The organism is Actinomadura soli, from assembly GCF_005889715.1.
GTDB classification, from domain to species: Bacteria; Actinomycetota; Actinomycetes; order Streptosporangiales; family Streptosporangiaceae; genus Spirillospora; species Spirillospora soli.
In genome coordinates this window covers 1-22,117 of the sequence record NZ_VCKW01000150.1, presented here as the reverse complement: position 1 = coordinate 22,117, position 22,117 = coordinate 1, and the positions used below count along the sequence as shown (strand labels likewise).

At 72.0% G+C, this 22,117-nt stretch carries 14 protein-coding genes; 5 read left to right on the top strand and 9 right to left on the bottom strand.

Annotation, left to right across the window (positions count from 1 at the left end; translation table 11 throughout):
• The 8 genes from ETD83_RS25910 to glf form a co-directional block, all read right to left on the bottom strand.
• The coding region (locus ETD83_RS25910; protein ID WP_171064433.1) for a coiled-coil domain-containing protein at nucleotides 1-1,910 on the bottom strand (1,910 nt) is incomplete at its 3' end.
• 241 nt (nucleotides 1,911-2,151) lie between these two features.
• Complete coding sequence (locus ETD83_RS25905; protein ID WP_138647808.1) at nucleotides 2,152-3,042, bottom strand: class I SAM-dependent methyltransferase; 891 nt, start codon at nucleotides 3,040-3,042, stop codon at nucleotides 2,152-2,154.
• Between the two features lie 59 nt (nucleotides 3,043-3,101).
• Nucleotides 3,102-4,226, bottom strand: a complete 1,125-nt coding sequence (locus tag ETD83_RS25900) for a class I SAM-dependent methyltransferase (RefSeq protein ID WP_205717890.1) — start codon at nucleotides 4,224-4,226, stop codon at nucleotides 3,102-3,104.
• The gene (locus tag ETD83_RS25895) at nucleotides 4,213-6,906 is read right to left on the bottom strand and encodes an HAD family hydrolase (protein WP_138647807.1); all 2,694 of its coding nucleotides are present in this window, start codon (nucleotides 6,904-6,906) and stop codon (nucleotides 4,213-4,215) included. Before ETD83_RS25895 ends, ETD83_RS25900 begins: the two co-directional genes overlap by 14 nt.
• A gap of 67 nt (nucleotides 6,907-6,973) precedes the next feature.
• Nucleotides 6,974-7,807: an ABC transporter ATP-binding protein gene (locus ETD83_RS25890; protein WP_230421179.1), complete on the bottom strand. Its 834-nt coding sequence runs from the start codon at nucleotides 7,805-7,807 to the stop codon at nucleotides 6,974-6,976.
• A gap of 2 nt (nucleotides 7,808-7,809) precedes the next feature.
• Complete coding sequence (locus ETD83_RS25885) at nucleotides 7,810-8,679, bottom strand: ABC transporter permease (RefSeq protein WP_138647806.1); 870 nt, start codon at nucleotides 8,677-8,679, stop codon at nucleotides 7,810-7,812.
• The gene (locus ETD83_RS25880; RefSeq protein WP_230421178.1) at nucleotides 8,676-10,772 is read right to left on the bottom strand and encodes a glycosyltransferase; all 2,097 of its coding nucleotides are present in this window, start codon (nucleotides 10,770-10,772) and stop codon (nucleotides 8,676-8,678) included. The genes ETD83_RS25885 and ETD83_RS25880 overlap by 4 nt, the downstream gene beginning before the upstream one ends.
• A complete protein-coding gene (glf, locus tag ETD83_RS25875) occupies nucleotides 10,769-11,983 on the bottom strand; it encodes a UDP-galactopyranose mutase (protein ID WP_138647805.1) in 1,215 nt (404 codons plus the stop codon). Before glf ends, ETD83_RS25880 begins: the two co-directional genes overlap by 4 nt.
• Nucleotides 11,984-12,115: 132 nt before the next feature.
• Here glf and ETD83_RS25870 point away from each other — a divergent pair, with 132 nt between their 5' ends.
• Genes ETD83_RS25870 through ETD83_RS44815 form a run of 3 tightly spaced genes read left to right on the top strand, consistent with a single transcriptional unit; the run spans nucleotide 12,116 to nucleotide 15,641 of the window.
• Nucleotides 12,116-13,465 (top strand): hypothetical protein, encoded by a 1,350-nt coding sequence (locus ETD83_RS25870; RefSeq protein WP_138647804.1) that lies wholly within the window; start codon nucleotides 12,116-12,118, stop codon nucleotides 13,463-13,465.
• Complete coding sequence (locus ETD83_RS44820) at nucleotides 13,462-14,694, top strand: hypothetical protein (RefSeq protein ID WP_230421177.1); 1,233 nt, start codon at nucleotides 13,462-13,464, stop codon at nucleotides 14,692-14,694. The genes ETD83_RS25870 and ETD83_RS44820 overlap by 4 nt, the downstream gene beginning before the upstream one ends.
• Nucleotides 14,691-15,641 carry a glycosyltransferase gene (locus tag ETD83_RS44815; RefSeq protein ID WP_230421176.1) on the top strand — a complete coding sequence of 317 codons (951 nt, stop codon included), beginning with the start codon at nucleotides 14,691-14,693 and terminating at the stop codon, nucleotides 15,639-15,641. Before ETD83_RS44820 ends, ETD83_RS44815 begins: the two co-directional genes overlap by 4 nt.
• 28 nt (nucleotides 15,642-15,669) lie before the next feature.
• On the opposite strand, the gene ETD83_RS25860 is transcribed toward ETD83_RS44815, so the two are convergent.
• Nucleotides 15,670-17,154, bottom strand: coding sequence for a family 43 glycosylhydrolase (locus tag ETD83_RS25860; protein WP_138647802.1), 1,485 nt, complete (start codon nucleotides 17,152-17,154; stop codon nucleotides 15,670-15,672).
• A gap of 156 nt (nucleotides 17,155-17,310) precedes the next feature.
• Here ETD83_RS25860 and ETD83_RS25855 point away from each other — a divergent pair, with 156 nt between their 5' ends.
• Together ETD83_RS25855 and ETD83_RS25850 are read left to right on the top strand one after the other, a co-directional pair.
• Complete coding sequence (locus ETD83_RS25855; protein WP_138647801.1) at nucleotides 17,311-18,813, top strand: sulfatase family protein; 1,503 nt, start codon at nucleotides 17,311-17,313, stop codon at nucleotides 18,811-18,813.
• 91 nt (nucleotides 18,814-18,904) lie between these two features.
• Complete coding sequence (locus ETD83_RS25850) at nucleotides 18,905-22,039, top strand: hypothetical protein (RefSeq protein WP_138647800.1); 3,135 nt, start codon at nucleotides 18,905-18,907, stop codon at nucleotides 22,037-22,039.
• The last annotated feature ends 78 nt before the right edge of the window (nucleotides 22,040-22,117 follow it).

Sequence of the window (22,117 nt, the reverse complement as noted above, 5' to 3'; positions counted from 1 at the left end):
GGGGTCGGGGCGTCCGCGGGGGGCTCGTCGTCGGTTTGGGAGTGCGTCTCCTGCTCGCGGAGGTACTCCTCGAATTCCATTGAATGGGCGGTCGGCAGGGTGATGATGCCGGGGTTGGCGTCCACGAGGAGGATGCGCCGGCCGGTCGGCCCGGAGTGTGTGAAGACCATGGCCGTCGGCGGCAGCTCCTGGAGTTGCGGGGGCTCCACCATGAGCTCGCGGAAACGCTGCTTGCCGTTGGTGTCGCGGTCGTGGCGGTGGTCGGCGACGGTGCGTCCCCACGCCGTCGCGGAGCTGATGCCCTCCCTGAGTGCCGAGTCGTCGGCGGCGGGCGCGGGCAGCGGCGACCAGACCGGGTCGGTGAGGCCGTCGCCGCGCGGCCGGGCGTACGCGACCGTGCTGGCGTAGCTCTCCCCCGCGACGTCGAACAGCGTCTCTCCCGCCGAGTCGGTGATCTCCGCGACGAGGAGCGGCTGCCCGGCGCCGATGTGCTCGGCGGCGACGCGGGCGTCCTCCGGGTTGCCGAGCCGCATGAACCCGACGGCGGCGTGCCCGCGGCGTCCGAGGCGCTCCCGGACGTGGCCGGGGATCGAGCGGTACAGGAGCACGAGCCCGGTTCCGGTGGCCTCGCAGGCGTCGATGAGACGGTCCAGGACGTCGCCGCGCAGCTTCTCCGCGCCGCACAGGAACAGCGTGTGGTCCCAGCGGCCGCCGGGCGGGGCCTCCCTGATCCGGTGGGTGAGCGCGGTCGTGACGTACGTCCCGAGGATCCGGTTGGTGAGGACGCCGGCGCGCCTGTCCATCGACACCACGTGCAGGCGGGACGGCGGCAGCCGCACGGGTTCGGTGGCGAGTTTCTCCAGTTTCCGGAGCTGGGCTTCGAGCGCCCAGGCGCGGCGGACGACGATGCGGTCGGTGGCGTCGCGGCCGAACAGGGTCGCGATCCGCTCCAGCTGATCGTCGGTGAGCAGGCCCTTGCGGAGGTCGTCGCGCGGGTCGCCGACCTGGGCCAGGACGCGCAGCGCCGCGGTGATCGGCGGGATCGTCGCGTCCGGACCGAGGACGTCGATGATCCGTTCCAGGATGGAGTTGTCGAACGACAGGTCGCGGGTGCCGCCCTCCTCCTCGCCCGCGCTGACGACCAGGGACAGCACGTCCGCGAGCGCCTCGGGGTTCAGGCCGCGGGTGACGTCCAGGCGCGGCAGGTCGTTGGGCAGGACCCACACGAGCGGGTCGTCGCCGCGGTCGGCGGCCAGCCGCAGCAGGTCGTGCGCGACCGCGCCCTCGGACAGGTCGATGACGGTGAGCCGGGCCCCCACCGCCAGCCGGGCCGCGCCCATCGTCGTGACGGCCGCGGACCACCCGGCGAGCGTTCCGCCGACGACGTCCACCCGGTCGACGCCGGGCGGGACGGCGACCGGGTACCACTCGCGCTGCCCCTCGTACGCCGACCTGCGGCGCTCCCAGTCGGAGCGGGCCTTCGCGTACGCCTTCTCGGCCGCGTCCAGCTCCCGCTCGTGGACGGCCCGCTCGCGCTCCTCGATGTCGCGCTCGTGCGCGATCCGCTCACGGACGCTGCGCTCGTCCCGCCACAGCGCACCGCCGGTGATGCCCAGAATGATCGCGAAGGCCACCAGCGCGACGGCCGCGAAGGCCCACGGGATCACGCCCGCGATGCCGCACAGCAGGAACAGCACGACGCCGATGAGCGTGCCGCCGAACGCGATCCGCAGCGGGCGGGCAGCCATGTGCTCGCCCGGCCGCCGCACCGGAGCCGCCGCCGGGGCCCGCTCGGGCCGCTCAGGCAGCCCTGGAGGCGGCCCCGGATCGGGGTGAACCTGCGCGTAGCGCCAGCCCACATAGACGCGGTCGGGCTGTGTGAGCCGCGCCATCGCGGACCCGCTCGCCATGTCCGTCACGTCGAGAGACCCCTGGAGTCGCGGGAGTGTATGGAACGCCTGGGGGTGGCCGGGTTGGTTTCCTACATCGGTCTACACAGCACAGGGTAAAGAGCTTGTGGCATCCCTGTGTCTCATTCAATGGAACACACCCCCAGATGCCTGACTCTTCTCGCCAATTCGGTCACCATGCCAACCTGCAGGAAAGATCGGACACCCCGTTCCGACCCTATGGCCACATCCGGCCACAGGGTCAGCCGGCGGGCGGAGCCTTCACCGGAAGGAAGTCGTCCAGCTCCATCGTCGGGTGCGGGTACTTCCACTCCACGCTGTCGAAGGGCACGTACATGCCCTCGGGGGTGTCGGCCAGGAAGTAGTTTCCGTTCCACTGGTTGGGGCTCGTCACGGGCGAGTCCTGCGGGTACCGGGAGCCGAGGGGCTCGTACTTCACGCCGACGCCGAACATCGCGTAGACGGCGGCGTCGACGAAGTTGAAGTACCCGATCTCACCGCGGAGGTGGGTGTCCTGGAGCGCCACGCCGTGGATCCGGTCGCGGGCGAAGTACAGGGAGCTCAGGTCCTTGACCACCTGGTTGAAGTCGTGGGCCCCGTCGTGGTGGATCAGCGCCCGCGTCTGCGGCTCGGCGCACAGGACGTTCGCCACGTAGGTCGGCAGATCGCCGTGGAACATGCGGACCCGCGCCATGGCGCGCGGGAAGATGCGGCGCACCCGCTCGTATGCGAACTGCAGGAACACCGGGTTGACGTCCACGAGATCGAGTTCGAGACCCATCGGCTCGACGCACCCGGCGAGGACCGCGGCGGAGCCGCCCATGAACACGCCGACGTCAACGAGCCTGGTCAGCGCGCCGTGCTCGCGCTCCACGCAGCCGAACACGTCGAAGTAGTGCTGCGCGCTGCACTGGTCCTCGTAGGCGAGGTCCACGCCGGTCGACCGGGACGCGATGCGGTCGAAGACCGCGTTCCTGCCCTTGAAGGCCGTCAGGTCGGCGTGGTGTCCGCTGAGGATGGTGATGCCGAGGACGTCGTGCAGGTCCTCGGCGTTCTCCAGGGCGGGGTCGGGCTCCAGGAACGTCCCCCAGTCCGCCTCGTGCATCGCAACGTTCGTGATGTAGTCCGTCATTCGCGGATGCCTCTCTCGACGATGGCCTACCGGCGTCCGCCGGGCCGCCGGCCGGCCGGTCAGCGCGCCGGGCGCGACCGGCCGGGGTTCTTACGGATGCGGGCGGAGAGCGCCCGGCCCAGGTGCGACACGGCCTCTCCCAGCTCCGGGTCCTGGACGGCCGGCGGAGCCGACGCCTCCCGCAGGCGCTGCAGTTCCTGGCGCCCGGTCGCGTTCTCGGCCCTGGCGCGGTCGAGCTCGGACCGCAGGCCCGCGATCTCCCGCTGCTGGGCGGTGACGGTCTCCGCCAGGCGGTCCGCGTCGTCCGTCCGAGCCTTCGCCTCGTACTGCAGTTGCAGGACGCGGGTGTAGAGCGCGATCCGGTTGTTCTCCATGGCGGCGAGCAGGGGCGAGGACGTCAGCGGCCGCAGCGCCTCGAAGATCTCTGCCGCGCCGGGCGCGCCCTTCCTGACCAGGACGCCGAACCCGAACACGGCGGGGACGATCGCGAGTCGCCAGCCGCCGCCGGACCCGTCCAGCGCGTCCTCCACGGCCGTGAGGACGCCATTGCGGGGCCCGCCCGCGTGCTGGGCGACCGTGTACGCGCCGTCGCCGACGAAACCGGCGGGCGTGATGTCGTCGTGCCAGACCGTCGGCCCGTCCTTCGTCGCCGGGTGCGTGTCCTCGGCCGGCACGGGAGACGGCTGGTAGTAGAAGTCCCGGCGCCCGCATGGCCACAGCACGTCGTGCAGGACGATCACGGCCTCGGGCGCGTTCTTCATGAGCCAGGCGAGTTCCTCGCGGACGACCGCGTAGTTGTGGTCGCCGTCGAGGACGTACAGGTCGGCGACCGGCAGGTCGCCGAGCGCCACCGGGGAGAGGCCCTCGGCCAGGTTCAGCCTCGGGTCCTCGGTGAGGACGGCGCGCAGCTCGTCGCCCGGCGCCGGCTCGACGCAGTGCACTGTCGCGCCGAGATCGGCATAGAGCGAGCTGACCTGCCCGGACTCCACACCGACCTCGACGACCGTGGCGATCTCGCGGTGCGCGAAGATCGTCTCGAACAGCTCCCGGAACATCGACATCGAGTGCAGCAGCAGCGGCTGCTCGCGCGCGGCGCGGGTCTGCGCGTGCGGGTCCTCGCGGGATCCGGTCACCTGACGTCCCGGACGGTCGCCGGACTCGCGTGCGAGCTCATCTGGTGTCACCGAGCTTCCTCCTGGCCACTCGTCCGGCGCCGGCCGCGACGCCCTTGACGCCGGCCGTCCGGTACTCCTCGCGGAACCTTTCGGTGAGGCGGGCGGCCCGCGCGGACCGCTCGGCCCTCCGGTCGACCGGCATCCGCGGCGCCATGCCGGTCATCGACTGCGGGAGCATCGCGAACGCGACGGTGATCTGCGCGGACGACACCACGGGCGTCCCTGCGCGGCGGGCGAGCGGCAGCCACACCGCCGCGTACGAGGTGTCGAACTCCATCAGGTTGCCGCCGAGATAGCGGCAGTCCGCGTAGTGGAGGCCGACGAAGTCCTCGGGCCGGTCCCAGCGCAGCACCTGCTCGCGGCGGCGGCCGCCGGCGATCACCACGGCCTCGATCCAGTCGACCCGCACGATCGCGGGGCGGCCGGGGATCGCCAGCGAGATGTCGACGGTGTCGTGGTGCTCGAAGGCGATCCGGGCGAACGACAGCCCGTTGTGGTTGATCCTGACCCGGCGGCGGATCGGGTCGTGCCATCGATCGTCCGCCGTCCGGTAGCGCAGCCGCGTCTCGTACGGTTCGCCCGCCGGGTCGAACGCCTCCGCGTCGATCGCGTCGTCCGCGATGGCGCGCGCCATGGCGCCGAGCCCGGTGTCGGACGCGGCGATCAGCGCGGGCCAGAACGAGTCGCGCATGTGCAGGTCGTCGAGATCGCCGGGCGACAGGTACGGGACGGCGGGCTTCAGGTCGGCGGGCATCAGGGTCGTGACGAGGGAGGAGCCGAAGTTGTCCTCGTGGGTCCAGTTGCCGAAGACGGCGGCCTCGTCGGCGGTCGGCGACCGGAGCGCGGCCACCAGGGTCCTCGCCAGCCGGTCACGACCCGGCCCGGGGCGAGTGAGGTCGGGCCAGTCGCCGCCGGCCGCCGTGACGTACCGGTTCCACAGGTGCTGGAACGCCAGGACGCCGTCCTGGACGGTCCGGCGCTCGGCGTTCTGGGTGGGCGTGTCGGACGTTTCACCGAGGACCGGCTCGCCGTCCTCGGTGAAGCCGAGCAGCGACCCGCACAGCGCGCTCACGCACTGCTCCACGATCTCGGGGCTGCGCGTGACGGCCGAGGCGACGTGCTCAGGATGCCCCGCCTGCGCGAGGTACCCCTCGGCGCGGAGCCCGGCCAGGTAGACCCGCTCGGCCCGGCTGCCGGTGGCCAGGTAGAGCCCGGACACCCGGACATCGATGCGGGCGATCTCCAGGGCCTTGGCGAGCTGCAGCTGGATCGTCCCGCCCCAGCCGAGGTCGACGAGGGTCAGCTCGCCGGGCGCACCGTCCCGGCCGGGCACCGCCGCGGCGTCGAGCGCGCCCGCGTTCCGCAGCGACCTGATCATGCGTTCGCGGGCGGCGGTGACCGTCACGGCGAGCCGGTTGCACAGGTGCGGCATCTCGGTCAGCGCGCGGGCCACGCGGTCGGCGATGTCGCCGTTGTCGATGATGGTGTCGAGCTCGGTCGCGAGCCCCGGCACGTCGCCGGGGTGAAGTTCCAGGACCGACAGCGCCTGCCGGACGGTCAGCCGGTAACCGGTCCGGATGAAGCCGTGCACCGCATCGGTGTCGTGCGGGTCGAGTCCGGCCAGCGACGTCACGAACCGCGACAGCCAGACCGGCCTGGCCTCGACGTCCCAGCCGCGCGCCCTGGCCGCCTCGTTGATCAGCCGGGACAGCAGCTCACCCTCGCGCATCGAGCACCACAGCCTGCGGGTGCCCGCCTCGTGCGCCTTCGCCGCCGCCCACTCCGCGAAGCCGGTCAGCACCGGGCCGAGGACGCCGGCCCCGTACCGCCATGCGACGTCCAGCGCGGACGTGGTGAACGGGACGCCCGAGTGGACGGCCTTGGCGCGCAGGCTGGTCAGGCCGAAGTCGCCGTGCCGGTCGTCCAGGTCGGGGGCGTGGTCGCCGAACGGTTTGACGGGCTCCCGCTCACGCTTCAGCACGTCCAGGTACGGCGCGTCGATCCGGCGGTAGTGGACGGTGCGGATGCCCAGCTCGGACGGCACCTCATGGTCGGCGACCTCGTGGTCGCCGACGTGCACCACCTGCTCCGGGCCGCGGCCCAGATCGCGGAGCACGATCTCCCAGAGGCCGGACGCCTTCGCGACGCCGTGCTGGTTCGACCGGAAGATCCGCACGTCCTCCATGGGGCCGAGTTCCGGACGGTCGAGCAGGTGCGCGAGCTGGTCCTCGGTGAAGTAGGTGTCGGAGACGAGCACGACCTGGACGTCCTGTTTCCGCGCGGCCTTCACGAGTTCGGCGACGTCGAGGTCCACGACGGTGAGCTCGCGTTCGAGCCGCAGCTCCGCCCCCGCGAGCTGCTCGATCGGGGCGGAACCGAAGATCCCGGCCGGCATGGCGCGCCAGATGTCGAACAGCGAGACCTCGGTGCCGAGGGCGTCGCGGCCGCGGCGGGCGGCGTCCTCGGCGGCGATCCTCATCCGGCGGAACGTCGCGTCCGTCACCCACGCCGGGCAGAGCCCCGCGTCCCGCAGCCGGGAGCCGAGCAGCGCGAACGCGTCCGTCGGGCGCGGGACGCGCCGCCAAAGCACCGTGTCGAAGATGTCCAGGGACAGCACGGAGCACGCCCGGTCGGCGATGACGCGGTGAACGTCCTCCAGCAACGGGCTCCCGGATTCCTGCTTGGTCAACGCCGCACCTCTCCCCTGGTTCCGCACCGGCGTCCACGGCCGCCCCCCGGCCACGGTCCGGGATACCTTATCCACCGGTTTCTCCGCGCATCCGACTCGCCGAGCGGAGCTCGTCCGTTGAATGGCGGTGGGCTGGAGGACGGTCCGTTGTGGCGCCCGGGGCGGTGGCGCGGGCGGCGCGGTCCTCGCGCACCAGCCGGCCGGCCTCCTCCGTCGGCCCGTCGAAGATCACCCTGCCCTGGCGCATCGTGACGCCGCGGTCGCAGAGCCCGACCAGCATCCGGATGTCGTGCGCGACGATGACCATCGTGCGGCCCTCGCCGCGCAGCTCGCGGATGCGGTCGAGGCACTTCTCCCGGAACGGCGGGTCACCGACCGCCAGCACCTCGTCGATCAGGAACACGTCGGGCTCGGTGTGCGCGGCGATCGAGAACGCCAGCCGCATGAACATGCCGGACGAGTAGAACTTCACCTGGTCGTCCAGGAAGCGCTCGACGCCGGAGAACTCCGCGATCGCGTCGAACTTCCGGGTGATCTCCGCCTGGGACATGCCGAGGATCGCCCCGTTGAGGAAGACGTTCTCCCGTCCCGTCAGCTCCGGGTGCAGCCCGGCGCCCACGTCGATCAGCCCGGCGACGCGGCCCCGGACGAGCACCGACCCCTCGTCCGGCTGCATGACCCCGGAGATGAGCTTGAGCAGCGTGCTCTTGCCCGAGCCGTTCAGGCCCATCAGCGCGACGGTCTCGCCCTGGCCGATCGTGAGGCTCACCTCGTCCAGCGCGCGGAACCGGTCCGAGAGGCTCTGCCCGCGGAACGCGCGGACGCTCATCTCCTTGATCGAGCGCGCGTGCCGCAGCGTGAAGTTCTTCGTGACGCGGTCGATGACGATCGAGGGGGGCACGGCTACAGCTCCTGCGCGAAACGCTTCTGCATGCGGGCGAACGCCGCGTGCCCGGCGGCGAACACCAGCGCGCTGACGGCCAGGGAGATGCCCGCGCGGGCGTACAGGTCGGGCGGGAAGGCGAAGTCGCCGCCGGTCCCCGGGAACCAGAAGGCCCGCTGGAACAGGGACACGGCGCTGACGAGCGGGTTGGCGAGATACACGTCCAGGACCCAGCCGGGCGCGTGTTCCCGGACGTGCGTCCACGGATAGATCATCGGTGCCGACCAGACGATGACGATCATGAGGATGTCCACGACCTGCTCCAGGTCGCGGAAGAACACGTTGACGGCCGCGCACAGGAGCCCGAGACCGAGCCCAAGGACGGCGATGATCGCGAACCCGAACAGGGCCGCGGCGGCACTCTCGGGCGACGGCCGCCATCCGGCGGCGACGGCCGCGCCCAGCAGGATCGTCATGCCCGGCAGGAAGTGCACGAGCGACACCAGCGCCGACGCCGTCGGGAACAGCTCCCGGGGCAGGAACACCTTCCGGACGAGCGCGGCGTTGCCGATCACCGAGCGCGTCGCGGAGTGCAGCGTCTCGGTGAACAGGTTGACGAGGACCATGCCGGAGAACAGATAGACCGGGAAGTGCTCGACCTGGCGGTCCATGCCGAGGAAGACGCCGATGACGTAGAAGTACACGGCGAAGTGCACGGCCGGGCGCACATAGGACCAGCCGAGACCGAGCAGCGACCCCTTGTAGCGGGCCCGCAGCTCCCGGCGCACCAGCAGCCGCAGCAGGTACGTGCTCCTGAACGTCTGCCGCAGACCGCCGTCGCCTCCGGGCGGCCGAAGCCCCTCGTCCGGGCGAACCGGCGTGACCGTCATTCCCGTTCGCCCCCGGAACCACCGGAGCCGGCGGGCTCGCCGGAACCGGGGGGACCGGTGCCGGCCGACGCGTCGAACGTCGCGCGCCACGCGTCCGGCGAGGCGAGCTCCGCCATGGCCGCCCGGTACCGGCGGCTCAGCTCGGGCCACTCCCGGCTGAGCCGGGCGTGCAGCACCGAAGTCCGCTTCAGCAGCGCCCTGAACCGCTCCGGGTCGCGCTGGTACCAGGCCACCTTCGTGCCGTCGGCGGACGAGACCAGCGCGCTGTCGAACTGCGACAGCAGGCTCCAGTGCCGGTCGATGCTCGGCACCACCGCCTGCGGGTTGCCGAGCGCCGAGGCGTCCATCGGACGGAGCTGCTTCACGGTGCCGAGCATCGCGCTCGCCAGCACGTTCACCGACCCCTTGGGAGGCTTGAACCCCCGTCCGCGCTTCGGCGGCTTGGCCATCCGGACCTGCGGGAACTCCTCGTGGCTGACGCGGTTCTGCGCGTCCGGGAAGGCCGCCCGGAACGCCAGGATCTCGGCGAGCTTCGTGGTGATCCCGGCGTGCATGTGCTCCGGCCCGGTCAGCACGTCCTCGATCGCCGACAGCATCAGCTCGGCCGTGGAGTACTGCATGGACAGGGCGTGCTTCACCGAGATGATGAAGCTCTCCTTGGGAAGGTTGCCGCCCCGCTCGTACGGAGAGTGCAGCAGTGCCGTGACCAGCCGGTTGCGCTCGTGGAAGTACGCCTGCCAGTCGATGCCGTCGTCCTTGTCCTGCCACGGGACGTGCCAGGCGGCCATCCCGGGAAGGGACACGGTCGGGAAGCCCGCCTCGCCCGCGCGGACGCAGTACTCGGCGTCGTCCCATTTGATGAACATCGGCATGGACAGGCCGACCTTGCGGACCACGTCGGTCGGGACGAGGCACATCCACCAGCCGTTGTAGTCGACGTCCACGCGCCGGTGCAGCCATTTCGTCTGACGCAGGCTTCCCGAGCTCTTCTTCACGCGCCGGTTCGTGTTCGGGTTCAGGACCGGGAACGGGTTCGGCGGGACGGCGAAGTCGTGCTCCCGCTTGGTGTGCGGAGCCTCCTCCCACCACCAGCGGTACCGTCCGATGGTCTCGCCGTAGGCGTGCAGCTGGGAGCGGGCGAACAGGTTGAACATGTGCCCGCCCACGATCGTCGGCGTGCGGGCGAAGTCCCCGAAGGCGACCGCGCGCAGCACGCCCTCGGTCTCGGTGACCACATCGTCGTCGAGCAGGAGCACGTAGTCGCTCTTCCCGGCGCGGACGGTCTCGTCCATCGCCCGGGAGAAGCCGCCCGACCCGCCGAGGTTGCCCTGCTCGATCACGCGGAGCCGCGACCCGAGCGCCTTCCTCGCCTGCGCGAAGTTCCCGTCGTCGCGGACACGCTGCGTGCCCTGGTCGACGACGTAGATCTCGTCCACCACGTCCAGGACCTCCGGCGCCTGGCCGAGCGCCACGAGCTGGTCGACGCAGAAGCCCGGCCGGTTGAAGGTCGTGATCCCCAGGCTGACCCGCCCCTGCCGGACGCGACCGGCCGCGCTCTGGTCCGCGCACCAGTCGGCCCGCTCCAGGACGGCGTCGCCCTCACCGGCGAGGACGTCCATCCAGTACCAGCCGCCGTCGATGAACGGACGCAGCGTCAGCCGGACCGTCTCCTCACGGGGCTCCTCGGAATCGAACCGGACGGAGTCGACGCGCTGTATGTGGCCCTTCGCGCTGGACCGGTAGACGATCACGGTGGCCTGGCCGCGCAGCCGGACCCGCAGGACGACCTCTTCCACGCTCGTCCAGCGCCGCCAGTAGCTGGCCGGGAACGCGTTGAAGTAGGTGGCGAACGACGCGCGCCGGCCCACGGGGACGACCACGCTGCGCCGGCCCACGTTCTCGGCGAGCCCGGTGAGGAGGCCGGCCTCGACGGCGGCCTCGACGGCGAACGCCTCCGCGCCCCTGGCGATCTCGCCCTCGACGTACAGCTTGAGGACGTCCAGGTCGCGGTCGACGGGCATCACGACCCGCTGCAGGACGCGCAGCTCTCCGGCAGCGTCCACCGGCTCGGGCGCCTCGGCGGATCGGTTCACTCGTCCACACCTCCGTGTCCCTCCTGGGGGGACGAACCCCCAGAGCCCCCAGGGCCTCCGTTTGTTAGACGCGAATCCCCGCGGAAATGGGGACGCAGTTTGTTGTCGACCATTCCGAGCGCACTCGCGATGGCCATGTGCATGTCGAGGTACTTGTAAGTGCCGAGCCGCCCGCCGAACAACACGCCGTCCTCGCGCGCCACCAGCTCCCGGTAGGCCAGCAGGCGAGCGCGGTCGGCGGCGGTGTTGACCGGGTAGTACGGCTCGTCGCCGCGCTCGGCGGCCCGCGAGAACTCGCGCATGATGACCGTCCTGTCGGACGGGTAGCAGTCACGCTCGGGATGGAAATGGCGGAACTCGTGGATCCGCGTGTACGGGACGTCCTCGTCCGCGTAGTTCATGACAGGGGTGCCCTGAAAGTCGCCGGTCGGCTGGACCTCCAGCGCGAAGTCCAGGGTGCGCCAGCCGAGCTCGCCTTCCGCGTAGCCGAAGTAGCGGTCGAGGGGCCCGGTGTAGACGACGGGCACGTTGCCGACGACGTCGTCGCGCAGGTCGAGGAAGTCGGTGTTCAGCCTGACCTCGATGTTCGGGTGGTCGGCCATCCGCTCCAACCAGGCGGTGTAGCCGTCGACCGGAAGCCCCTCGTGGGTGTCGTCGAAATACCGGTTGTCGAAGGTGTACCGCACCGGCAGCCGGGTGATGATCTCCGCCGGGAGGTCCCGCGGGTCGGTCTGCCACTGCTTCGCGGTGTAGCCGCGGATGAACGCCTCGTACAGCGGACGTCCGATCAGCGAGATCGCCTTCTCCTCCAGGTTGGCGGGCGCCGTCACCTCGGCGGCCTGCGCGGCGATCAGCGCCCGCGCCTCGTCCGGGGTGAAGGCGCGGCCGAAGTACTCGCAGATCGTGCCGAGGTTGATCGGCATCGGGTAGACGCGGCCCTTGAACGTCGAGTACACGCGGTGCCGGTAGCCGGTGAACGCGGTGAACCGGTTCGCGTACTCCCAGACCCGCTCGTTGGACGTGTGGAACAGGTGCGCCCCGTAGCGGTGGACCTCGATGCCCGTCTCCGGCTCGATCTCGCTGTAGGCGTTCCCGCCGATGTGGTCGCGCCGGTCGAGCACCAGCACGCGCAGCCCGAGTCCGGCCGCGCAGCGCTCGGCGACCGTGAGCCCGAAGAAACCGGAACCGGCCACCACGAGATCAACATTCACTGGACGGCGTCCATCCCGTGCGGGGAGCGGAAGACCTGGCCGCACGCACGGCGCCGGCCGGTCCGTATATACCGAATGGAGCTAAGATACCCGGGGTTCGATCGGTACCGGCGCAGGAGTCCAGAGATCGCGGTGGCCCCATCCACTTCCGGCAGTGCGGCGCACAACGCGGACGATGCGGCGCGGCGTGCGCGCCCTGCGGTCTTCCTCCATGTCGGGGCCGCCAAGAGCGGGACCACATACCTGCAGCACATGCTGTGGCACAACCGCGACCGGCTGCGCGACGACGGCGTGCTCTACCCCGGCGCTGACATCGCCGCCCACGTCCGGGCGGCCTTCGACCTGCGCGGGACGTTCTTTCGCGGGGCGTCCGATCCGAGGACGCCCGGGGCGTGGCGGCGTCTCGTGGACGAGGCCCGCGACTGGCACGGCACAGTGATCATCTCGCAGGAGCTGTTCGCGCCCGCCGTGCCGGAGCACGTCCGGCAGGCGATGGCCGACCTCGACTTCGCCGACGTCCACGTGATCTTCACGGCGCGCGACCTCGGCCGGCAGATCCCCGCGCACTGGCAGGAGGACGTCAAGAACCGGTTCACCACCGGCTTCGGCGAATTCGTCACCGCGCTGCGGCGCGGGGACCGGCACGCCGGCGAGACCGCCCGGCTGTTCTGGGGGCTGCAGGACCCGGTGGCCGTGCTTGCGAACTGGAGCGCCGGCCTCCCGCCGGAGCGCGTGCACGTCGTCACGCTGCCCCGGCCGGAGGCGCCCGACGACCTGCTGTGGCGGCGCTTCTGCTCGGTCACCGGGCTCGTCCCGGACGCCTACGACCAGTCCCGCACGTTCGCCAACCGGTCGCTCGGCCTGGCCGAGACGCAGTTCCTGCGGCGCCTCAACGAGGCGCTCGGCGACGGCTTCACCTGGTACGCCTACAACGAGGACGTCAAGCACTTCCTCGCACAGCAGGTCCTGGCGGGGCGGCCGTCCCCGGTCCGGATCGAGTTGCCCTCCGAGCACCTCCCGTGGGTCACCGAGCGGTCCATCGAGACGGCCGAGGCGCTCCGCGCGGCCGGCTACCACGTGGTGGGCGACCTGTACGAGCTGATGCCCATGGCCGCGTCCGGCCCCGCCCTGGGGACCCCGCCCGCGCACCCGCCCGACGAGCCGCGCTGGACGGAGATGGCGGACGTCGGCGTCGACGCCGTCTCGGCGCTGCTGCGGCGCGTCCTGGAAAGGGAGGACCGTGCCGCCGCCGTGCCCGGCGCGGAGGTGCCGGTCCGCGACCGGATCGACCTGCTGCGGAGGAGCTCCGCCGACCTGGCGGAGACCACCGGCCGGCTCGCGCACGACGCCGCACCGCTCGTCCGGCGAGCGGTGCGGAACGCGAGCGACCGCTATCCGGCGGCGCGGCGGCTGCGCGGCGCCTACCGGAAGATCCAGCAAGGCAGGACGGAACGGCCCGAGGCCGAAACGGGAACGGGATGAACACGGTGGACGGGACGGACGGGGTGGAGGCGCACATGGACGGCCGGGAATCCGGAAAGTCCGTCTACCTGCACATCGGGGCGCCGGCGGCGGAGACCGCCTTCCTGCACCGGGCGCTGTGGGACAACCGGCGGCGCCTCGCCGACGCCGGCGTCTGCTACCCGGTCACCGGTCCGCAGGAGCACTTCGCGGCCGTCATGGACCTGCGGGAGATGAGCTGGGGCGGCCGCCGCGAGCCGAGCTGGGACGGCGCGTGGGCCCGGATGGCCGAGCGCGCCCGCGAGTGGGACGGCCCCACCGTGGTCTTCTCCCAGGGCCTGCTGGGCGGTGCGACCGAGCATCAGATCAAGCGGGCCGTGGCGGCGCTGGAACCGGCCGACGTGCACGTGGTCTTCGCCACTCGCGACCTCGGCTGGCAGCTGATCCTGGACTGGCAGGAGCAGATCCGGCACGCCCACACGATCACGTTCGAGCGCTTCGTGGACGACCTGGTCGCGCGTGGCATCGACGCCCCCGGGCCGTACGGCGAGATGTTCTGGGGGCTCCACGATCCGGTGCGAGTGCTCGGAGCCTGGGAGTCCGCCGTCCCGAAGGAGCGCGTCCACGTGCTCGCGCTGCCCGCGCCGGGCGGCCGGAGCCCGCTGTGGGACCGCTTCCGCACCCTGATCGGCGTCGACGCCGAAACATGCGACGTCGGGGGCATCCCCGCGGACGAGCCGCTGTCGGCGATCGAGTCGGAGTTGCTGCGCCGGCTGAACGAGCGGATCGGACCGGCGCTGGGCGGGGACTACGAGCGCATGGTGCGGGAGCACCTCGTCGGTCACGGCCTCGCCGAGGGCACCGCCAGGACGGGTCGTCCGCAGATGGGCCTGCCCGCGCGGCACGCGGAGTGGGCGGCGGAGCGCACCCGGGAGATCGCGGCCGCCCTGCGCGCCGCCGGCTACGACGTGCGCGGGGACCTCGGCGAGCTGACGACGTCCCGGGATCCGGGTTCCGCCGTGCTGCCCGGCGACGTCCCGGACGAGCTGATCGCGACCGCGTCCGTCGGTGTCGTGGCGCATCTGCTGGAGGAGCTGACGCAGGCGCACGAACGCATCGGGCTCGCGCACCTGCAGAGCGAGATGGCCGAGGTCCGGGAGAACCTGCGACGGCTACTGGAGGCGGCCGCGTCTCCGTCACCGGCGCTGCAGCGCGCCGCCCGGCGCGCCACGGGCAGGCGGAACCCGTGAACCCGGAGCCGGGTGGGGGCGCGACCGTCGCGGCGGTCGTCGTCACCTACAACCGGCGTGAACTCCTGGACGAGGCGCTGACCGCGCTAGGCGCGCAAACGCGCGTCCCGGACCGGGTCATCGTCGTCGACAACGCCTCCGCGGACGGCACCGCGGACATGGTCCACGCCCGGTTCCCGGACGTCGACCTGCTGACGCTGCCCCGGAACGTCGGCGGTGCGGGCGGGTTCAGCGCGGGCATCGCCCGTGCCCTGGACGGCGACGCCGATCTCCTCTGGCTGCTGGACGACGACACGGTCCCCGAGCCGGGCGCCCTCGAAGCCCTGCTGGCCGCCCGGCGGCGGGGCGCGACCGGAGCGGACGGGTCGCCGACCCTGCTGGCCAGCCGTGTCGTGTGGACCGACGGCCGCGACCATCCGATGAACACGCCGCGTCCGAAGCCCCGGCCGACGGCGGCCGAGTCGCGGATCGCACGTGCCGCTGGCTGCGTCCCGATCCGCTCCGCCTCCTTCGTGTCCGTGCTGGTGGACGCGGAGGACGTGCGGGAACGCGGGCTCCCCGTCGCGGACTACTTCCTCTGGAACGACGACTTCGAGTTCACGACCCGGCTGCTGCGCGGCCGCCGCGGCCTGCTGTGCCCGGACAGCGTCGCGGTGCACAAGACCAGGGAGTTCGGCGGGACGGACGCCGATCCCGGTGACCGCTTCTTCTACGAGGTCCGCAACAAGATCTGGCTGTTTACCGGGAGCAGGGGGCTGGCACCGGCGGAACGCGTCCTGTACGCGGGATCCACCCTGCGGCGCTGGACCCGCACCTTCGCCCGGTCCTCGGACCGGGCGGTGCTGCGCCGCGCCATGCTCCGCGGAATCAGGGCGGGGCTGTCCGGACGGCCGAAGCCCACCGCGGCGATCCTGCGTGAGGTCGGGGTCAAGGCCCCTCTCCAATGACGGGCATGGGCGGTCGGCCTTCTGCCGATTACCGAAGTTCGAGATAGTCGACATGCCCCTGGCCGGCCAGCCTCCTCAGGCTGACGGTGTTCCATCCGGCCGCCAGGTCCGCCTTCGCCGTCACCGACGCCCATCCGCCCCCCGACGTGGCGGGCAGCCGCAGGGACGTCGAGGCGTACCCGTTCACCGAGAGTTCCAGGCCGGCGTCGTAGCCCGTCCCGTTGGCGTACCGGGCGGCGACCGAGTACGGGCCGGCGGCGGGTGCGAACACGGGCACGTCCACCCGGCAGCCGTCATGGGTGAACGGGCCGATCACCCGGCCGCCCGACGCGTGCGGCTGCGCCGGCGCGGCCACGCAGCCGTTCAGCCGCGCCCGCTCCGCCTCGTACCGGACGGGGACGCCGCGGACGGCGGGACGCGCACCGTCCCAGCCGAGCCGGGCGACGTACATGCCCCGGGTCACCCTGGACCCGCCGTGGTAGTCCCGGATGCCGTGGAAGATCAGGTAGTCGCCGCGTTCGTCGGCGAGGACGTCCGCGCTGCCCGGCCCGGGGATCTTTCCCCCGTATCCGCCGGTCGACTGGAGCGGCGACGCCGCCTTCTGGTACGGGCCCTCGATCGACGCCGCGACCGCGTAGCGGGTCTGGTAGTTCGGCTTGAAGTACCACCCGGACGAGTAGAGCAGCACGTACTGGCCGCCCCGGCGGACCAGGTCAGGGGCCTCGACCAGCACCGGCTCGTCCGCGCGCCGCGCCATGATCTGCTTCGCCGGGCCGGCCAGCGTCAGCCCGTCCGGCGACAGCCTGACCAGGTAGATCGCCGCCGTCTTCCGGGCGTCGCTCTTGTAGAGGAGGTACCGCGTGCCGTCCTCCTCGATATAGGACGCCGGGTCGATGGCGCCGCCGAGGTTCAGGGGGCACACGAGCGGCGCGCCCTCTCGCGGAATGAACGGGCCGGCCGGGGAGACCGCCGTCGCAACACCGATGCACTGCTCGTCGGCGCCCTTGCGGCGTGCCGAGAAGTAGAGCACGTACGAGCCGGACCCGCGGCCCGGCGGAACGACCTCGGGCGCCCACGTCCGTCCCGCCATCGCCCACGCCGGGAGCCTCGCGAGGCCGTCGCCGGGTGCCACCTTCCAGGGCCCGGTCGGGGACGGCGCCGTCGCGACCGGCATCGAAGCGGTCGCGTTGTTGGTGCCGTACGCGAAGTACCCGCCCGCCACCTTGATCACGGTCGGGTCGGCGAACGAGCTGTGGATCACCGGTTCCACCGGTGAGTAGCCGGGCGGGTCGATCGGCTTCGGGGAACCGGCCGGGCTCGGCAGCGGCGGCCCCGCACCCTCCGGCCGCCCTTTCGGCGCGCCAGGAGAGGACCGGGCGTCGGCGCCGCCGGACAGCGGCCCCCACGAGACGGCGAGCCCGACGATCAACGCCACCAGCACGCTGATCGCGGCCCCGGCGAGCAGCGGCAGCACCGGCGCGAGCGCCCGCAGATCCCCGCCCGTCCTCCTCATAGCTCCCGAATCATGCCAACAACCCGCATGTAACGGCGAACTCACAAATCACGGCGGGGTACGGAGACGTCCCCCAGCAGAGAAACGTCCCCATGCGCGAAACGTCCCCGCGCTCGTTACGCTTGATCAGCACCGGCATACCGAAGGAGACGGACGTTGATCCGACATCGGCGGCTCGCGGCCCTGTTCTGCCTGGTCGCCGTACTCGGCCTCAGCGGCTGCAACGGCGTCCAGCCGCCGGGGAAACGGGTCGGCGGTGCTAAGCAGACCAAGCCGGCGAAGAAGCCGAACATCGTGTTCGTCCTCACCGACGACCTTTCCTGGAACCTGATCGCGCACATGCCGCAGGTGCTCGCAATGCAGCGGGAAGGGCTCACCTTCGACAACTTCCTCATGGCGGACTCGCTGTGCTGCACGTCCCGGGCGACGATCTTCACCGGCAGGTATCCGCACAACACCGGAGTACGCACCAACTTCCCGCCCGACGGCGGCTACGAGGTCTTCAAGGCGAAGGGCGGCGAGCAGGCGTCGTTCGCGCCGCTCCTCCAGAAGGCCGGTTACCGCACCGCGCTGCTCGGCAAGTACATGAACGGCTACAGGCCGCACGACACGCAGGGCGGGACGCGCCCGTACGTCCCGCCGGGCTGGAGCGAGTGGTACGTCACCGGCAACGGCTACCCCGAGTACAACTACAACATGAACGAGAACGGGCGGATCGCCCCCTACGGCAGCAGGCCGCAGGACTATCTGACCGACGTTCTCGCGAACAAGGGCCTGGAGTTCATCAAGAGGGCCCACGGGTCTTCGCAGCCGTTCTTCATGGAGATCTCGACGTTCGCGCCGCACGGCCCGTTCGTCCCGGCGCGGCGGCACGTGGGCAAGTTCCCCGACCTCCGCGCGCCGCGCTCGCCGTCGTTCAACGAGGCGGATATCCGCGACAAGCCGTCCTGGCTGCGTTCGCATCGCCTCCTGCGCAAGCCGGGGATGGACCGTATCGACGCGGGCTTCCGCGACCGGGTCCGGATGGTCCAGTCCGTGGACGAGATGATCGGCCAGATCCGGACAACCCTGAAGCAGCTCGGCCTCGACCGCGACACCTACCTGATGTTCGGCTCCGACAACGGCTTCCACATGGGCGAGCACCGGCTGGCCGGGGGCAAGATGACCGCCTTCGACACCGACATCCGTGTCCCGTACATCGTCATCGGCCCGGACGTCCCGTCCGGTCACCGGGTCAGGGAGGCCGCGCAGAACACCGACCTGGCCCCCACGTTCCTGGAGCTCGGTGGTGTGCGCCCGCCGCCCGCGATCGACGGCCGGTCGCTCATGCCGTTCCTGCGCGGCACCAAACCGTCCGGATGGCGGGAGACGGCGCTGATCGAGCACGTCAAGCCGCCGCCTTCGCCCGCGGACCCGGACCGGCAGGACTCCGCCCCCGGGGCCCCGACCACCTACAACGCGCTCCGCAACGACGACCTGCTGTACGTCGAGTACGCCGATGGGGAACGCGAGTTCTACGACCGCCGCCGCGACCCCCACGAGCTGAACAACATCGTCGCCACGCTGCCGGAACAGCGGCGGCGGCACCTCTCGGCCCTCCTGTACGCGCTGACGCACTGCACCGGCGAGAGCTGCACCGCCGCGGGCCGGAGCCGCTGAGGGAATCGTGTCTCTTATGCGCCGCTATCATCGCTGACGATTGCGAATGCGCGGCGATGCGCGCACATGAGCAGATGCGGGGAGAGCGGGTGTGACTCCAACCGGAAAGCCGGATGACGACCACGACGTGGAGCGTCCCGATCCCGGGCAGCCGGCTCAGGCACCACCACCGCCGCAGTGGCTGAACGAGCAGCCGGGCTCGGCCGCCCAACTGCTTCCCGAATACGACGGCGAGGAGGCCGAGCCGGAATCCGACGCCGGGTCTTCCGAAGCGTCCGAAGGCGAGTCCTCGGGCTCCGGCTCCGGCATGAACGAGGCGATGCACACCGTGGTCTTGGGCGGCCGCTCGCCCGCCCCGGGCACGGGACCCTCGGACGAGGGCACCCCGGGCGCGGACGCGGCGCAGCCGCCCTCTCCGGCTCCTCCCGTCGGCCAACCCCCGTCCACCGGCGTTCCACCGGCCACGTCCACCGACATCCCGGCGCCGCCGCCGTTCCCGTTCGCGCAGGAAATGCCGGACGCGACGCAAGTGCAGGCAGCCGCGCCGCCGCCGTTCCCCTACGCGCAGGAAATGCCGGACGCGACCCGGGCGGAGCCGTTCCCGTCGCAGCAGCCCTCTGCGCCTCCGCAGCCGACGCGCGGCCGGCCGCCGGCCTCACCATCCCAGAGCCCGCCGGCCCACGAGCCGTTCCCCTACGCTCAGCAGATTCCCGGCGCCCCTGCTCCCGCCGCCCATGAGCCGTTCCCCTACGCGCAGGAGATTCCGGGCACGCCGCCCGGCCAACCGGCCGCGGAACCGTTCCCGTGGGCGCAGCAGATTCCCGGCGCAGCCCAGCCGGGGCAGCCGGGGCAGGACGCCGTCCAGCCGCTGGCGCCTCCGCCGGCGATCGAAGAGCCGTGGCGGACGCAGGGCAGGCAGGCGAGGACCCGCAGAAGCATCAAGAAGCCGCTCCTCATCGGCGTGGCCGTGCTCGCGGTGGCGGGCATGGCCGCTGCGGGGGTGCTCGTCGTGCCCGGCCTGATCGAGGGCGATGGCGAGGATGAGGGCGGCAAGGGCGCGAAACTGGCCGCGGCGCTGTTCCCCGTGAGCGGCGCCGCCCGCACCGACGGCCGCGACCAGAAGATCACGGACGTCGCGGCGGTCGGCTCGACCGTCGTCGCTGTCGGCGGCGAGACCGACGCGCTGAACGCCCGGGGCATTTTCCTGGCATCCTCCGACGGCGGTCGGACGTTCAAGTCCGTCACCCAGCAGGGCACCGACGGCGGCGCCGCGCCTCCCGGCGGTATTCCCGACGCGGTCGGCGGCTCATCCCGCGGCTGGGTCGCCATCGGCTCCCTGCCCGGGCTCCGCGGCGCCGTGTGGACCAGCGAGAACGGCCTCGAATGGCGCCGGCAGCCCGACGCCGTCGGCGATGCGTTCGGCAAGGGCAACCGCGTACGGCGGATCGTCGCCACCGACACCGGGTACCTCGCCATCGGCGAGAACTCCAGGAAGGGCGACTTCACCGACTCCCAGCCCGCCGTGTGGCTGTCCGGCGACGGCCGGCGGTGGGAGGCCAGGGTCGGCGACCAGATCGGGGTCCAGGTCAGCAACGGCAAGTTCGCGCTGGTCGAGGCCGCCGCGAGCGGCAACGTGATCCTCCTGGAGGGGCTCGTCACGCCCGATTCCGGCAAACCCGGGCCCTACCGGGTGGTGTGGCGCTCCGAGGACGGCGGCCGGACATGGTCGACCTCCGACGTGCCCGTCCCCAAGGGCAGCCGCGGCCTCATGGTCGGCGGCGGGCAGGCGGGGTTCCTGGCCATGCGCGAGATCCAGTCGTCCGGAAGGCTCTACGGCCAGGCGTTCACGTCCAAGGACGGCAAGTCCTGGACCAAGGCCGGCGCCCTGCGGACGTCCGACTACAAGCGGACCGGCCGCGTCATCGGCGACGGCGGCGGCTACGCGGCCGTCGTCGTCCGCGGCCGTGACGTGATGCTGTCGCGCAGCGCCGACGGCGCGGCGTGGAAGGACGCCGGAACGGCCGAGGCGAAACCCGGCCGCGAGTTCTCGGGCGCCGCACTGGCCGGCGGTCAGGCGATCATCGGCGGACGGGAACCGGGCGGCGGCGACATGGACCCGATGCTCGGCGTCTGGGACGCGGCGGGCACGGCGGTCCCCGTCGACCTGACGAAGATCCCTGGCGTGATCCGGCCCGACCATTCGGTCCGGTCCGCCGGCGCGACGGACGGACTCGCCGTCGCCGTGGGCAGCGCGCGCGGCGACGCGGCCGTCTGGTCGTCGCAGGACGGCGGGTCCTGGAAACCCGCCCAAGGGCTCGGCGCCGCCTTCACCCGGCCGGGGCCGCAGCAGCTGAACGACGTCGCCGGCGGGGCGGCCGGATGGCTGGCGGTCGGCTACGACCAGGCGGTTCCGCGGCGCCCGCTCGTCGTCACCTCCAAGGACGGCGCGACCTGGGAGGCCGCCGACTCCGCCACGGCGTTCGCGGGCGGCAAGGACGGAACGCCGATCACCTACGCCGCCGCGGCCGGGAACGCCGGATACGTGATCGTCGGAACGCAGGGCTTCTCGGCCGCCGCCTGGTTCTCCAAGGACCTCAAGAACTGGGTTCCGGGCGCCGGAGCCGACCCGAGAACGCTGCGGGGGGCCAAGGGCGCAGCACACTGGATGTTCGACGTCACCGCCGGACCGTCCGGGTACGCGGCCGTCGGCGGCGTCCAGGACGCCAAGGGCAACCAGCCTTCGGTGTGGTCGTCGTCCGACGGCAGGAGGTGGACGGCACAGCAACTGCCGCTGCCCGGCGGCGTGACCGCGGGCCACCTCACCCATGTCGCCGCGCGCGGGAACACGCTCGTCACCACGGGCATCGCGGCGACGGCGCAGGGCCTGAACTGGCTCGGCTACGTCTCGACCGACGGCGGCAGGTCGTGGAGACCGCTGGCCTCCCCGAGCGGCGACGCGGTCGTCTCCGTCACCGCGCTGACCGCGACGCCGAAGGGGTTCGCCGCCACGGGCACGACCGGGTCCGCGGGCGCCACGGACGTGGTGTCGTGGACCTCCGCTGACGGCTCGTCCTGGGCGACCGCGACGCCCGGCGGCACCGGCCTCGGCGGCGTCGGCGACCAGGAGATCACCGGCCTTGCGGCCTTCAAGAACACGCTGCTCGGCGTGGGCCGCAGTGTGGACGGCAACGGCGACCAGCCCGTCCTCTGGTCACGCGCGAGCTGATCGCGGTCGGCTTCGGCCGATCGCGGTCGGCCCCGGCTGGGAACGGCCGACGTCCCGCCCCGGTCAGCGGGCGGGCGG